The 14938-nt window shown below is 68.2% G+C and carries 13 protein-coding genes; 10 read left to right on the plus strand and 3 right to left on the minus strand.

The window, feature by feature from the left end; all coding sequences use genetic code 11:
• Positions 1-121 precede the first annotated feature (121 nt).
• Together ASG27_RS21240 and ASG27_RS21245 are read left to right on the plus strand one after the other, a co-directional pair.
• A complete protein-coding gene (locus ASG27_RS21240) occupies positions 122-2290 on the plus strand; it encodes a sensor histidine kinase (protein WP_056420451.1) in 2169 nt (722 codons plus the stop codon).
• Positions 2291-2448: 158 nt separating this feature from the next.
• Positions 2449-2841, plus strand: coding sequence for a hypothetical protein (locus tag ASG27_RS21245; protein WP_056420454.1), 393 nt, complete (start codon positions 2449-2451; stop codon positions 2839-2841).
• Positions 2842-3027: 186 nt separating this feature from the next.
• Here ASG27_RS21245 and rpe read toward each other — a convergent pair whose 3' ends face one another.
• Positions 3028-3714: a ribulose-phosphate 3-epimerase gene (gene rpe, locus ASG27_RS21250; RefSeq protein WP_056420457.1), complete on the minus strand. Its 687-nt coding sequence runs from the start codon at positions 3712-3714 to the stop codon at positions 3028-3030.
• An 87-nt stretch (positions 3715-3801) separates the two neighbouring features.
• Between rpe and apaG the strand changes: the two genes are divergently transcribed.
• From apaG to ASG27_RS21270, 4 genes are all read left to right on the plus strand, one after another.
• Positions 3802-4209, plus strand: coding sequence for a Co2+/Mg2+ efflux protein ApaG (gene apaG / locus ASG27_RS21255; protein WP_056420460.1), 408 nt, complete (start codon positions 3802-3804; stop codon positions 4207-4209).
• A gap of 58 nt (positions 4210-4267) precedes the next feature.
• The gene (locus ASG27_RS21260; protein WP_056420463.1) at positions 4268-6265 is read left to right on the plus strand and encodes a site-specific recombinase; all 1998 of its coding nucleotides are present in this window, start codon (positions 4268-4270) and stop codon (positions 6263-6265) included.
• Positions 6266-6448: 183 nt separating this feature from the next.
• A complete protein-coding gene (locus ASG27_RS21265) occupies positions 6449-7705 on the plus strand; it encodes a cation:proton antiporter (protein WP_056420467.1) in 1257 nt (418 codons plus the stop codon).
• Positions 7706-7766: 61 nt separating this feature from the next.
• Positions 7767-8891: a YbdK family carboxylate-amine ligase gene (locus ASG27_RS21270; RefSeq protein WP_056420470.1), complete on the plus strand. Its 1125-nt coding sequence runs from the start codon at positions 7767-7769 to the stop codon at positions 8889-8891.
• A gap of 10 nt (positions 8892-8901) precedes the next feature.
• Here the strand turns inward: ASG27_RS21270 and ASG27_RS26225 are convergent, their stop codons facing one another.
• Positions 8902-9666, minus strand: a complete 765-nt coding sequence (locus ASG27_RS26225) for a hypothetical protein (RefSeq protein WP_082486054.1) — start codon at positions 9664-9666, stop codon at positions 8902-8904.
• On the opposite strand from ASG27_RS26225, the gene thiL reads away from it, so the two are divergent.
• The 3 genes from thiL (at position 9665) to ASG27_RS21285 (ending at position 11599) form a co-directional block, all read left to right on the plus strand.
• A complete protein-coding gene (thiL, locus tag ASG27_RS21275; protein WP_056420472.1) occupies positions 9665-10648 on the plus strand; it encodes a thiamine-phosphate kinase in 984 nt (327 codons plus the stop codon). The genes ASG27_RS26225 and thiL overlap by 2 nt on opposite strands.
• A 157-nt stretch (positions 10649-10805) precedes the next feature.
• Positions 10806-11009: a YgaP family membrane protein gene (locus ASG27_RS21280; RefSeq protein ID WP_056420473.1), complete on the plus strand. Its 204-nt coding sequence runs from the start codon at positions 10806-10808 to the stop codon at positions 11007-11009.
• Positions 11010-11050: 41 nt separating this feature from the next.
• On the plus strand, positions 11051-11599 hold the full coding sequence (locus ASG27_RS21285; protein ID WP_056420476.1) for an RNA polymerase sigma factor: 549 nt from the start codon (positions 11051-11053) through the stop codon (positions 11597-11599).
• A gap of 36 nt (positions 11600-11635) precedes the next feature.
• Here ASG27_RS21285 and ASG27_RS21290 read toward each other — a convergent pair whose 3' ends face one another.
• A complete protein-coding gene (locus ASG27_RS21290) occupies positions 11636-12610 on the minus strand; it encodes a TRAP transporter substrate-binding protein (protein WP_056420479.1) in 975 nt (324 codons plus the stop codon).
• A 417-nt stretch (positions 12611-13027) separates the two neighbouring features.
• On the opposite strand from ASG27_RS21290, the gene ASG27_RS21295 reads away from it, so the two are divergent.
• Positions 13028-14824, plus strand: coding sequence for a pectate lyase (locus ASG27_RS21295; protein WP_235504100.1), 1797 nt, complete (start codon positions 13028-13030; stop codon positions 14822-14824).
• The last annotated feature ends 114 nt before the right edge of the window (positions 14825-14938 follow it).

Genomic DNA, 14938 nt, shown 5'->3' on the forward strand with positions numbered 1-14938 from the left:
GCCCGCAAGCTAAGCGCCGCCCGGGCAGCTTGGCGACCCTTGCGCGGCGACCCAGGCCTAGGCCACGCCCTGTTCATTCGCCATCTGCCGTGCCAAGTGCCTTTGATGGGGGGAGCTGGCAATGAAGCGCCTGCTGCGGCGCCCGGCGCTGGAGATGCCGCGGCTCGAGATGCCCCGCCTGGGCCTGCCGGCGTTTCGCCTGCGCATCCTCGTGCGCAGCGTGTTCCTGCTGCTGGCAGCGGCCACGGTGGCGCTCAGCGTGGTGCTGCTCAAGGAGGAAAAGGAGCGCGCCTGGCAGAGCTACCAAAATGGCTTCAAGCGCAGCCAGTCCGAAGTGATGGCACGCCTGCGCCATCCGTCCGGCCAGTTGGCGCTGCTGAACGCACACATCCAGGGCCAGGGCGCCACGCCACTGGCGCCGCTGCTGCTGCCCTATGCGGCCATCGACTTCGACGACCAGAACAAGGCCCAGCAGGCGGTGGAGATGGCGGGCTGCGCGGTGCAGTACCCGGACGGCGCCTCGGCCTGCGCGGCCATCGGCAACAACCCCTATGCGGGCGGTTTCATCTACCTGGTGGGCAGCTTCTATGCGGGCGAGCTGGTGCCGCGCGAACGCGGCGCGCTGGACCTGGCCGCCGTGCACCGCGCCCGGGTCACGCTGGACATGCGCGGCACCACGTCCCGCTGGGTGGCGCCGTTCGAGGCGCTGCCGCCGCAAGGCAGCATCCAGACCCGCGGCCGGCTGACCGGCTTTGCGGACGTGGGCGAAGAGACGCTCGACGTGCGCGCCCGCCCGGTGCGCGACTTCCGCGGCTGGCTGTGGCAAAGCAATGCGTGCCGCGACCCGGCGGGCACCGCGCCCGGCTGCCTGCGCCGCACGTTCTATTCGATCCGCCTGCCCGTGGAGCTGTTTCGCGAGGCGCTGTTCGGCAAGCAACCGCTGGTCTGGCCGCCCGAGGACCTGGGCAGCATGCGCGTGCGGGTGGAGATGCTGGGCCCTGCGGCCGACGCCGGCAGCGGCCCCACCCGCACGCCTGCGCTGTTCGACAGCAACACGCCCGGCGCGCAGCCTGCAGCGTCGCTGGCAGACGTGGCCCGTTCGCTGCTGCCGGGCGAGAAGGTGCAGATCCGCAAGCTGGGCAGCAGCGAGCAGGACGCCCTCACGCTGCGCGGCACCGAAGTCGAGGCGGGACCGACGGCGCCGTGGCTGATCCGCCTGATCAGCTGGCTGCCGCTGGACCTGCAGGGCCCGGGCGAAGCCAAGGTGCAGGAGGTGCCCGCAGGGCTCGACATTCTCGACACACCGCTGGGCAACTACGCCGTCACCTTCACCGGCAACCTGCGTGGCGTGGAGCAGGGCCTGGCGGTCGTGGCCACGCGCATGTCGTGGTACCTGGGGGCCATGCTGGCGGCCATCGCGCTGGCCTGGCTGGCGGTGGAAGTCGGCCTGCTGCGGCGCGTGACCGCGCTGACGCGGCGCGCGGCCGCCGTCTCGTACAACGTGCAGGACGGCCACATCGGCCCACGCCTGGGCGACCTGGATGTGTCGGACCTGCGCGGTTCGGACGAGCTGGGCATCCTGGCTGGCGGCCTGGCCGACCTGCTGCAGCGCGTGAAAGACGACATCCAGCGCGAACAGCTGCGCGCCCAGCAGGAGCGCGACATGTGGCACGCCGTGGGCCACGAGATCATGTCGCCGCTGCAGTCGCTCATGGTGCTGCACGGCGGGCCTGGCGACCCGGGGCATCGCTACGTGCAGCGCATGCAACAGGCCGTGCACGTGCTGTACGGCACGGCCTCACCGGCCGAGGCGCTGCAGGCCGCCGACCTGCCGCAGGGCCGGCTGGACCTGGACGCCTTCTTGCGCCACGTGGCCGACAACGCGCATTTCGCGGGCATCGGCAACGTGGTCTACCAGGGCGGCACGGGCCCGGTGGTCGTGCGCGCCGATGAGTTCGCGCTGGAGGACGTGGTGACCCACATCCTGGGCAACGCAGACCGCTACCGCCCGGCGGGCACCGCGATCACGCTCACGCTCAAGGCGTCCGAGTCCACGGCCAGCGCCACGCTGCACAACCAGGGCTCCACCATCGAAGAGGACTTGCTCGGGCGCATTTTCGAGTTGGGCGTGTCCGACCCCAGCCTGCCCGTACCGCCGGGTGGCTCGGAGCACCGGGGCCAGGGCCTGTTCGTGGCCAAGACCTACATGGCCAAGATGGGCGGCACCGTCAATGCGCGCAATACGGAGGACGGCGTGGCGTTCACATTGACCTTCCAGCGCCTGGGCTGAGGCCGGTTTCGCACACCCGCCACGGTGGCAGAGAAGGCACCTGCGCGCACGGCGGCGGGGCGTGCCGTCCGACAGCGGTGCAAAGGCACGCGCCCTACGCTGCAGGATTGCACTGCACCCAGGTGCGCCCTGTCACAACCGCGCAAGGAGACCTTCTCATGCCCCGCTTCGCTTTCATCACCCCCGCCCTCACCGCTGTCCTGCTGGCGGCTTCCGCCACGGCCATGGCACAAGCCCCAGCCCCTTCGGGCGACGCCCGTGCCCGCTACGAACAAGAGCGCGAGAAGTGCATGACGAACAACACCCAGGATTCGCTGGCGACCTGCCTGCGTGAAGCCAACAACGCGCTGGACGCGTCGCGCAAGGGCCAGCTGAGCAACCCCGGCCCGGCCGCTTCGGAGAACACCACCCAGCGCTGCGAGGCCTTCCAGACGGCAGCCGAGCAGGCCGAGTGCGTGCGCCGCACCCAGTCGTCGTCGGTGAGCGGCTCCGTGTCCGGCGGTGGCGTGCTGCGTGAATCGGTCACCACCACGGTGATCCCGGCCAAGTAAGAAGCGCTCCGGCGCTCCATAAAACCGAATGAGAATGGGCACCACCGCTTGCCCATCCAGCGCCAATAGCTATCAATAAAATAGCAAGCGCCCGCCGCAGCGGGCGCGCGCCGGGACCCTCGCACTCGTGGAGCTGGCGATGCCAGGCCAAGGGTGTGTCCCCCATGGGTGAAGGCGCTCAGCGCCTCAGGGCTTGGCCAAGGCGTCACGCATCGCGTCGATGACACCCTTGTAGTCTGGCTTGCCGAAAATGGCGCTGCCAGCCACGAAGGTATCGGCCCCGGCATCCGCCACGCGGCGGATGTTGTCGGTCTTGATGCCGCCATCCACTTCCAGCCGAATGTCCTTGCCCGTCGCGTCGATGCGGCGGCGCACGTCCTCGATCTTGCGCAGCGCCGAGTCGATGAAGCTCTGGCCGCCAAAGCCGGGGTTCACGCTCATGATCAGGATCAGGTCGATGTCGTCGATCACCCAGTCCAGCACATCCAGTGGCGCCGCGGGGTTGAACACGAGGCCGGCCTTCACGCCTTTGGAGCGGATGGCCTGGATGCTGCGGTGCACATGGCCCGAGGCATCGGGGTGAAAGCTGATGTAGTCGGCACCCGCATCGGCAAACGCGGCGGCCAGCGCGTCCACCGGCTGGATCATCAGGTGCACGTCGATCGGCACGGCCACGCCATCGGCCGTCTTGGAATGGGGCTTCAGGGCCTGGCAGATCATCGGGCCGAAGGTGAGGTTGGGCACGTAATGGTTGTCCATCACGTCGAAATGGATCCAGTCCGCGCCGGCGGCAATGACGTTGCGCACTTCTTCGCCCAGGCGGGCAAAGTCGGCAGAGAGGATCGAGGGGGCGATTTGGAATGTGCGGCTCATGCCCCGATTGTCTCAAAGCGGGCGGCCTGTGGCGATTTGCGGGATGTTTCCGCGGGTTTTAAGGGCCGCCACGGTTACCATTCCGCCATGCCAAAGTACCAGTTTGACGTGACAGTGCTGCCCGAGTACCTGCCCGAGCAGTCCGCGCCGGACACCGGGGTGTTCAGCTTCGCCTACACGATCACGATCACCAATGCCGGCGACACGCCGGCCCAGCTCATTGCACGCCACTGGATCATCAGCGATTCACGCGGCCACACCGAAGAGGTCAAGGGCCTGGGGGTGGTGGGACACCAGCCGCTGCTCAAGCCGGGCGAATCCTTCCAGTACACCAGCGGATGCCGCCTGCGCACGGCCAGCGGCACCATGCATGGCACCTTCCATTGCGTGGGCGAAGAGGGCGAGCCCTTCGACGCAACCGTCCCGCTGTTCATGCTGGAGGCGCTGGGCCACGGGCCTGCAGGCCAGCCGCTGACCGGTCGGGTGCTGCATTGAGCGCAGCCCCTCGCGCTCCCCACGGTGTGGGGGCTTCGCCCCTGCGCGGAGCATGGCGATGAAGAAACAACCCCATCCCGCCTACGATCTGCCCGGGCTGCTGGCCCGGCTGGACCCGGCCGCCGACCTGGCCCACCGCCACCTGTGGCTCATCCACCTGCTGGACTGGGTGCGCGGCAAGAGCGACTCCATCCCTGCCGCCGTGGGCCGGGTGCAGCTCTTCCTCGATGCCGTCGAAACGCGGCCGGACGTGCAGCTGCGGCTGCGCGCCTGGTGGGCCACGCTGGTGGACCAGGTGGACGTCACCACGCTGCTGGCCGACTTCGGCTTTGCGCCGCGCACCGCGCTGGTCAGCGAGATCTCCGAGCGCCTGCGCACCAAGTTCCTGCCGGGCAGCCCCGAGACCATCGATGCCTCCGAGCTCTTCATGCTGGCGCTGCCCGGCGAGTTCGATGCCCAGTGGCTGCTGGCGCTGGACGAAGCGCAGCTCGCCCGCCTGGTGGACTTGCTCGCGCCCGCGGACCCCGATGCCCACACCGGGCCCTCGCGCTGGCACAAGGCGCTGCTCGATGCCATCACCTACTGCGCCGGCCAGATCCTGTCGACCGGTTTCGCGCCGGAGCTGCGCCTGCGCATGAGCGAATCCGCGCGCGATGCCCAGCCTTTTCATGCGCTGATCCACGATGTGGAGAGCCTGCGCGTGGAAGTGTTGCTGGCGCTGCGCACGCCCGACCGCCTGAACGACGCCGCCCAGCGCCTGCGCGAGCGGCTCGAAGCGTGCCGCGCGGCGGCATCCACCGTGTACACGCATTTCGAAGACAACGGCATTTCGGTCGGCCTGGTGTTTCGCCTGCGGCAGCTGCGCGAGCGCATCCTGCGCGTGCGCGAGTTGCTGGACTGCCTGCTCTCGCCCAAGCCTCCGGTCACCGCGGCGCGCCTGCTGGCCCACCTGGTGATGGTGGGGCAGGAGCGGCGCAGCCTGCGCGCGCTGCTGGCTTCCAACTCGTCGCTGCTGGCGGCCAAGGTGGCCGAGCGCAGCGCGGAAACTGGCGAGCACTACATCACCCGCAACGCGGCCGACTACCGGTCGATGGTGGCCAAGGCCGCGGGCGGCGGCGCGCTGATGTCCGTCACCACGCTGGTGAAGTTCGGGCTGCATGCCCTGGCGCTGTCGGCCTTCTGGGGCGGCTTCATCGCGGGGGTGAACTACGCGGTCACCTTCGTGTTGATCCAGCTGCTGCACCTGACGGTGGCCACCAAGCAGCCCGCGATGACCGCACCTGCCATGGCCGCCAAGCTCAAGGAGCTGGATGCCAGCGGTGCCATCGAATCCTTCGTCGACGAGATCACGCACCTGGTGCGCTCCCAGGTGGCCGCCGTGCTGGGCAATGTGCTGGTGGTCTTCCCGGCCGTGCTGCTGCTGGCCACGGCCATCGCGCTGGCCACGGGCGCACCGGCCATCAGCGAGAAGCAGGCCCTGCATGTGTTCGAATCCCTGCACCTGCTCGGGCCGTCGCTGTTCTTCGCGGCCTTCACCGGCGTGCTGCTGTTCGCGTCGAGCATCATCGCGGGCTGGGCCGAGAACTGGTTCGTGCTCAACCGGCTGGACTCCGCGCTGCACTACAACCCGCGCATCACCCGCTGGCTGGGCGCCGAGCGCGCGGCGCGGTGGGCGCGCTTCCTGCGCGAGAACCTGTCGGGCTTCGCGGCCAACATCTCGCTGGGGTTCATGCTCGGTCTCGTCCCTGCCTTCGCAGGGTTTTTCGGGCTGGGCCTGGATGTGCGCCATGTCACACTGTCCACGGGCCAGGTGGCTGCGGCCAGTGCGACGCTGGGGATCGGCGTGTTGCACATGCCGGCCTTCTGGTGGGCGGTGGCATCGCTGCCGCTGCTCGGTGCGCTCAACGTGACGGTGAGTTTCTACCTCGCCTTCAGCCTGGCGCTGCGGGCGCAGAACGTGAGCGGCGTGGACCGCTCTCACATCTACAGAGCGATCCGCGTGCGCCTGCGCACCGCGCCCCTGAGCTTTTTCGTGCCCGCCCGCCGCACAGCCTGACGAGAGACCCGGAAAGACGGGCCCGGCGGCAGCGGCAAGCCCCGCCCCTGTCCTACATGGACGGGATCTTTCGGCCTGTAAATTCAGGCAACGCTGGTGCGTCCCTGATTTTTCAGGGTTTCTGCGCACCCGCTTCTTCACTCCCGGCGGGGCCCGTCCCCGCCTGACGCAGAGGTTCCAGACATGAATGAAATCCTGACCTTCTGGGCGCAGTGGCTGCGCCCCTCGGCCGGGTTGCCGACGGTCCAGTGGTCACTGCTGCTGGCAGTGGCGGCCATGGCAGGCTATCTCACCCAGCGCCACACCGGTCTGCCCAAGGTATTGGGCTATTCGCTCGTCGGCACCGCCGCGGGCCTGGCCGGCTTCAGCGGCGCCGTGTGGCCGCTGCAAGGCATCGGCCTGTTCCTCCTGGAGCTGGGCATTGCCATCGTGCTCTTCGAGTGCGGCGGCCGCATTCCGCTGCGCTGGTTCCGCCACAACCCCATGGTGCTGGTGCAGAGCATCGCCGAATCGGTGTTCACCTACTTCGCCGTGTACTGGGTGCTGGTGTGGCTCAACCTGCCCACGCAGGTGGCCGGACCGCTGGCCCTGGTGGCGCTGGCCGCGTCGCCCGCGGTGCTGACCCGCGTGGTGGCCGACACCCGCGCTGCCGGCCCGGTGACGGAACGCGCCATCGTGCTCACCACCCTGTCCACGCTGTATGCGCTGACGCTGGGCAGCGCCAAGGCCGAGCTCATCAACCGCCAGGGCCTCACCTTGATGGAGACCATGTCGCCCGTCGTGGTGGTGCTGGGCGTCTCCATCGTCGTGGCTGCCGTGCTGGCGCTGGTGCTGCGCATGGCGCTGCGCGTGATGAGCCCGACGAGCGAGAACACCTCCATGCTGTTCCTGGCGCTGGTGGCGGCCGGCACGGCCGTGGCCGCGCACATGGGCGGCTCCGCGCCGCTGGCAGCACTGCTGGGCGGCATGCTGCTCAAGCAGCTCAACCCCCGGCCCTGGGCCTGGCCGCGCCAGCTGGGCAACGCGTCGTCCCTGCTCACCATGCTGATGTTCGTGCTGGTCTCCACCGTGGCCGCGCAGGCCGACTGGAGCGCCCCCGTGGCCGGCGTGGTGCTGGCGCTGATCGCCGTGCGCCTGGTGGCCAAGGCCACGGGCGTGGCGCTGGGCAACGTGGGCAGTGGCGCCAGCTGGAAGCAGGCGCTGTGGGTGGGCTGCGCGATGACGCCGATGTCCTCCATCGCGCTGCTGATCGCCTCGCAGTTCGTCCTGGCCTCGCCCTCCACCGGCCATGTGATCGCAGGTGTGGCCCTGCCCGCCATCTTGCTGATGGAAGTGATGGGCGCCGTGATCGCCACCGTGGCCATCTACCGCGCAGGCGAAAGCTCCAAACCCTGGGCGGCGCTGACGGCCCGCGGCCAGAACGGAGACACCCAATCATGAGCACCGCGCGCGCCAGCCACCCGCCAGCGCGCACCGCAGTGCACAGCACGGAACGCATCTAATGTCCCTTGAAGCCTTCAACCATTCCGAGCCCCTGACCCTGGGCGTCGAGCTGGAGCTGCAGCTCGTCAACACCAACGACTACGACCTCGCGCCCTATGCCGAGGACATGCTGCGCCTCATGCACAAGACCCCGCTGCCCGGCAGCGTGGTGCCGGAGATGACGAACAGCATGATCGAGATCTCCACCGGCATTTGCCACTCCAGCAGCGAGGTGCTGGGCCAGCTCACGCCCATCCGCGATGCGCTGGTCAAAAGCGCGGACAAGCTCAACATCGCCGTGGTGGGCGGCGGCACGCACCCGTTCCAGCAGTGGCACGAGCGGCGCATCTACGACAAGCCGCGCTTTCGCGAGCTGTCGGAGCTGTACGGCTACCTGTCCAAGCAGTTCACCATCTTCGGCCAGCACGTGCACATCGGCTGCCCCGATGCCAATGCCGCGCTGCTCATGCTGCACCGCATGTCGCGCTACATCCCGCACTTCATCGCGCTGTCGGCATCAAGCCCCTATGTGCAGGGGCAGGACACGGCTTTCGACTCCGCGCGCCTGAACTCGGTGTTCGCGTTCCCGCTCTCGGGCCGTGCGCCGCTGGCGCTCACCTGGGAAGACTTCACCGTCTACTTCGACAAGATGACGCGCACCGGCGTGGTCAAGAGCATGAAGGACTTCTACTGGGACATCCGTCCCAAGCCCGAGTTCGGCACCATCGAGATCCGCGTGTTCGACACGCCGCTGACCATCGAGCGCGCCGCGGCGCTCGCGGGCTACGTGCAGTCGCTGGGCGCCTGGTTCCTGGCGGACCAGCCCTTCATGCCCACCGAAGACGACTACCTCGTCTACACCTACAACCGCTTCCAGGCGTGCCGCTTCGGCATGGACGCGGTGTATGTGGACCCGGCCACCGGCGACCACATGCCGCTGCGCGAGCACATCCTCAAGACCATGGACAAGATCGCCGGCCACGCGGCCGTGCAGGGCTCATCGAGCGCCATGCACATGCTGCGCACCGAGGTCGAGGCCGGGCAAAACGATGCGCGCTGGCTGCGCGAGCGCCAGCGTGAAGAACAGTTGCTGGCCGAAGTCAGCCGCCAGGCGGCGCAGCGCTTTCGCGGCGCGCTGGCCTGACGCGGCCCCCTTACGCAGACGGCGTGGCGGGCAGGCGGCGCCAGCCGGTCACACCGCGCGCGCCGTGCGCCACGGCGCAGAGGGCAGCGGCTCCGCCGCCAGGCGAATCTCGACGATCTGGCCGAAGAAGCCATCGGCGCGCCGCCAGCTCCACGAGCCCGCACCACCCTCCACTGCATGGTGGCCCCGGTCGTGGCGATGCGATGCCCGACGCGTCCGCGCTGTTGCGAAGCACGGTTGCACCCTCCCCATACATCGTCGTCTCGCCCTTCGCGGGGTTGCCGACGATGGCCACGTGGACCCAGCGGTCCACAAGAAGATCTCTCCCGACCAGCTGGCCTGCGGCGCACGGGCGCCGGCATGCTGCGGGGCTTGTGCACCCCACCCACGGAGAGGACGACAGCACGTCGATGGTGTTGTGGGGCAGGTCGAACCCATTCAGCCGCATCTGGCCGTTGCCGCCCTGGTAAGACATTTGGTAGTCCACCCCCATTTCCTCGACCGCATTCCCGAAGTCGTTGGTCTTCGTGAGGCGCTCCGCTCCGTGGTGGTGGCCGCAGAATGGGTGGAACGGCCATTGCGATCTGAAATCATGATCTTTTGCCGGCGTGAGGTGGTGCCAATGCCAAGGACGTGAAGCCAGCGCATGCGTGGCGGAGCGCAGCGGAGCGGAGCGCGTGCTGCGGCACCTCAGGAAGCCGGCATGACCCATCCGTGACAATCCTCTGGCCACACGGCCGGCGCCCAAAAACATCAGGGACTTGTGCTTTTCCATGAATGAATTCGAACTGATTCACCGCTACTTCACCCGCGCTGCCAGGCCCGATGGCGCTGCCGTGCTGGGCGTGGGCGACGACTGCGCGCTGCTGGCACCCGCTCCCGGCATGCAGTTGGCCATCTCCAGCGACATGCTGGTGGAGGGCCGCCACTTCTTCGCCGACGTGGACCCCGAGGCGCTGGGCCACAAGGCGCTGGCGGTGAACCTGTCGGACCTGGCGGCCTGCGGCGCGCGGCCGTTGGCCTTCACGCTGGCGCTGTCGCTGCCGCGCGTGGACGAAAGCTGGCTGGCCGGCTTCGCGCGCGGGATGTGGCAACTGGCCGATGCGCACGGCTGCGAGCTGGTGGGCGGCGACACCACGCAGGGCCCGCTCAACATCTGCATCACCGTGTTCGGCGAGGTCCCTCCGCGCCAGGCCCTGCTGCGCAGCGCCGCACGGCCTGGCGACGACCTCTACGTGAGCGGCACGCTGGGCGATGCACGGCTGGCGCTGGAGGCGCTGCTGGGCCACATCACGCTACCCGCCGACGTGCTGGCCCGCGCCCGCCAGCGGCTGGAGCGCCCCACACCACGCGTGGCCCTGGGCCTGCAACTGCGCGGCGTGGCCAGCAGCGCCATGGACCTGAGCGACGGGCTGGTGGGCGACGTGTCGCACATCCTCAAGGCCTCCCGCGTGGGGGCAGTGATCGATGTGGACGTTACTACCAATTTGATAGCTGCTAGCGCTTACCTATCAAGCGGTAGCGGCATTTTTGATGCTGAACTCTTGCGCCGCTGCACTTTGTCGGGCGGCGACGACTACGAGCTGGCCTTCACCGCACCACCCGACCGGCGCAACGCCGTGGCCTCTGCAGCCGCCGCCAGCGGTACGGCGGTGACACGCATCGGCACCGTGGTGGCTGAGCCGGGCCTGCGCCTGGTGGACGGCCAGGGTCAGCCGGTGGAGAACCGGTATGCCTCGTTCGACCACTTCGGGTAAGGGGCGCGGCAACCGCACATCTGCCAAGGGGGCAGCACCTAAAAATATTTGCCAACGCATGAATCCTTTGTCGAATTCGGCGGCTCTTGGTAGGTGAGGCGCGCAGTGAGTGCGCCTCGCTGTCCATCCATCCACCGATTCCCAGGAGCTTTTCACCATGCTGTACCGCAAGAACATTACCCGCCCCGAAAGCCTGTTGCGCATCGTCGGCGGCATCGCCCTCGCAGCCGTCGGCCTGTGGTGGCAAGGCGCATCCCCCCTGGGCCTGGTGCTGGCCGCATCCGGCGTGGGCAGCGTGCTGAGCGGCGCCTTCGGCTACTGCCCCGCCTGCGCGCTGGTCGGCCGCAAGCCGGTGGAGTGAACTGACGCCCCCTGAGTCGCTTCCAACTGAGACTACCCACCATGCCACGCCCCACCCTCGCCCAACTGCTGCCCGCCGCCCGCGATGGGGACGCGCGGGCCATGGAGCAACTGCTGGCGCTGGCGCGCCCGGACATCCGCCGCTACGCGCTGCGCCACTGCGCCGCCACCACGGCCACCGACGACGTGGTGCAGGAGGCGCTGATCATCGTGTACCGCCGCGTCGGCGCGCTGCGCGAGGTGGCGGCCTTTGGCGGCTGGGTGGTGCGCATCGTGCAGCGCCTGTGCATGCGCCCGGTGCTGGGCTGGCTCAAGGGCGAGTCGCTCGCGCAGGTCGAAGACAACCTGGCCTGGTCGCACAGGCCCGACCACGAACTGCGCCACGACCTGGCCCTGGCCATCGACTCGCTGCCGCCCATCTACCGCGATGCGCTGCTGATGCGCGACTTCGAGGAACTGACCATCGAAGAGATGGCTGAGCGCCTGGGCACCACGCGCGAGGCGGCCAAGAGCCGGCTGCACCGCGCCAGAGCCCTGGTGCGCGAGTACCTGCTGCCCACTGGCACCACTGCCGGCGCCGGCACGCTGTGAGGAGCACCGCAGCGGCAGCGATCACGGAATGCCGCGCTACTTCGCAATGATGGTCAGCAGCTCTTCGCGCGTGGTCGGGTCGGCCATGTACTTGTTGTAGAGCGGCGCCATGCGCCGCACGAAGGGCGAGACGTCCTTCACGCGCACGAACTGGGAGCCCTGTTTGGCCGTGGTCTCCAGCGCCTGCGCCACGCGCTTGTTCCACAGCTCGCGCATCAGCAGGGCCGACTGGACACCCGCGTCGGCAAAGGCCTTGCGGTCTTCGGCCGAGAGCTTGGCCCACAGCGCGGCGGACACCACCAGCGCCTCGGGCGAGATCACGTGGTTGGTCACGTAGACGTTCTTGGCCAGCTTGTGGTGCCCCGTGGATTCGTACGAGGGCATGTTGTTCTCGGCGCAGTCGATGCTGCCTTTCTCGAAACCGCCCAGCACTTCCTTGAAGGGCATCGCCACGGGCTTCGCGTCCAGCAGCCGGATCATCTCGGTGAAGATCTCCGACTGCTGCACGCGGATGGACGCTCCTGCCAGATCGCGGATCGTGGCGGGCGAGCGGTTGGCGCAGTAGAACGATCGCCCCCCGCCGTCGTACCAGCCCAGCACCACGAAGCCGGCCGACTGCAGGTTGGCGGCAAAGCGCTGGCCCAGGGCGCCGTCCAGGTGGCGGAACATGTGGGCCGAGTCGGTGAAGAGGAACGGCAGGTTCAGCACCTTGATGCCGGGCACCGCGTCGGACAGCGGGCCCGAGCTGAACTCGGCGATGTCGATCTCGCCACTCTTGAGCATTTGCACGGCCTTGGGCTGATCGCCAAGGGTTGCGTTGGAAAACACCTCGATCTGGTAGCGCCCCTGCGTGGCCTTGCCCACCTGCTGCGCGAAGCTTTTCATGGCCTCGGTGACGGGGTAGCCGTCAGGGTGGATATTCCATGCGCGCAGCTTCGTCTGCCCCCACGCGGCACCCGCGCACAGCAATGCTGCCGCCACCAGACAACTGGCTTTCCATCTCTTGACCATGCTTGTCCCCCATCCTGTTGTTCTGTGTGCATTGTTAACGTCATCATCTGACGTCATACAAATAATCACAAATTTTTAGTGTTTTGATCGCGCGGCGTCAGCACGTTCTGCGGCGCACTGTGCGCCGCGGAAGCGGACCGTCGAAAATCCCGCGAACCTGAGATTCCATGCGGATTTCAAGGCATAAGCGCCCGCACCCACCTCGTTCTCGCGCCCGATTCTGCAGCGGCCAGTGCCACAGGCCGATTGGGGTTAACGCCAGTCGCAGCAGGAAATCCCGCGCCCAGAATTTGCGCCAAGTTGTACGACGTCATCTTTCATGGTGCCGTATGGCCTGGGGCCGGGCACCGGGGCGGCAGCCGGTGCACCCGCTTCGGCCCCTTTCAGACCCACTGCCATCCAACGAGGAGACATTCCATGCTGACCATGAAGCGCAGAGACTTCACCCTGAGTGTCCTGGCCCCCCTGCTGCTGAGCGCCTGCGGCGGCGGCAGCGACGACCCCGCGCCCACCTTTCCGCCCGGCCCCAAGGCCGACGCTGCCGACGCCCTGAAGCGGGCCACGCACTACATGGACGACACCGTGTCCTACCAGGGCGGCTACGTGTGGTCGTACTCGCCGGACCTGAAGCAGACCTTCGGAGAGATGGAGGCCTACCGCACCATGTGCTGGATCCAGCCGCCGGGCACGCCGTCGGTGGGCCATGTGTACCTGGACGCCTACCACGCGACCGGCGACGAGCGCCACTGGCGCGCGGCCGAGCGCACCGCCACGGCCATCATGGCCGCGCAGCACAGCTCGGGCGGGTGGAACTACATCCACGACTTCGCGGGCGAGGCGTCGCTGAAAAAGTGGTACGACACCATCGGCAAGAACGGCTGGCGGCTCGAAGAGTTCCAGCACTACTACGGCAACGCCACGTTCGACGATGCGGGCACGGCCGTGGCATCGCAGTTCCTGCTGCGCATGTACCTCGAAAAGCGCGACGCCCGCTACCTGCCAGCCGTGCAAAAGGCGATCGACTTCGTGCTCAACGCGCAGTTCGGCCCCGAGTACGGCGTGGCCAATGGCGGCTGGCCTCAGCGGTTTCCGCACTTCCCCGGGGCGATCAGCAGCATGCCGCTGCCCAACGCGTCGCAGCTGCCCGCCGGTGCCAAGGCCGGCATGGACGACGGCGACTACACACTGCACGTGACCTTCAACGACGACGTGATGGGCGAGAACATCAAGTTCCTCACCCTGTGCGTGATGGCGCTGGGCGAGACGCGCCTGCTGCCCAGCATCAGCCGCGCGATGGAATGCATGCGCCTGATGCAGCAGCCCGGCCAGCAGGCGGGCTGGGGGCTGCAGCACCTCTCGCGCGCCAAGGACGGCCGCCCTGCCGGGTCGCCCGCCGGTGCCCGCAGCTACGAGCCCCGCTCGCTGGCCACGCACACCACGCAGACCAACATCCGCCAGATGTTCAACTACTTCCAGCTCACTGGCGACCGCAAGTACCTGGCGCGCCTGCCCGAGGCGATCGCCTGGCTCAAGAGCTGCCCGCTGCCGGCCGACGCCGCCACGGTGAACCCGCTGCTGGGCGGCGGCCGCACCCACCCCACGTTTGTCGAGCTGGGCACCAACGACGGCCTGTACGTGCACCGCTACGGCTCCAACATCCACAACGGCGCCTACTACTACGACAAGAACTACACCAACACCGTGAGCCACTACTCGGCCGGCCGTCCCATCGACATCGCGGGGCTGGAGGCCACGTACGCCAAGCTCAGCGGCATGACGGACGCGGCCGTGGCCGAGATGGCCGCGCGCTCGCCGCTGAAGGTGGCGGGCGGCGGCAAGGCGCTGCCCAAATACTTCTCGATCCGCGAGGTGGACTTTCCGGACCTGTTCACCGGTGCAGTCATGGCCACCCCCGCGGTGCCCGAATCCGAAGTCGCCACGCTGCTGACCGAGCTGGGCACGCGCAACTACTGGACATCGCCCGTGCCCGAAGTGGTGAACCCCTACCAGGGCGACGGCCCCACCGCGCCGTACACCGGCACCGCCTACCGCAGCAAGCACGTGGGCGATGTGTACGACACCTCGCCCTACCCGGCCGACAACCCGCCCGAAGTGCCGCCGTACGTGAAGAAGGACAAGCCCCAGTTCATCGTCACGGCCGAATGGATAAGGCGCATGGGGCGGCTGATTGCGTTCGTGGCGCCCGTGGCTTGATTCCGATGGTCTCGATGGGCGGGTAGAACCTCACCCGTTCACGCTGAGCCTGTCGAAGCGCTGCACCAGGCTTCGACAGGCTCAGCCCGAACGGCTCTGTGGCATTGGAGCGCC

This window comes from Acidovorax sp. Leaf191 (genome assembly GCF_001424425.1).
Lineage (GTDB): Bacteria > Pseudomonadota > Gammaproteobacteria > Burkholderiales > Burkholderiaceae_C > Acidovorax.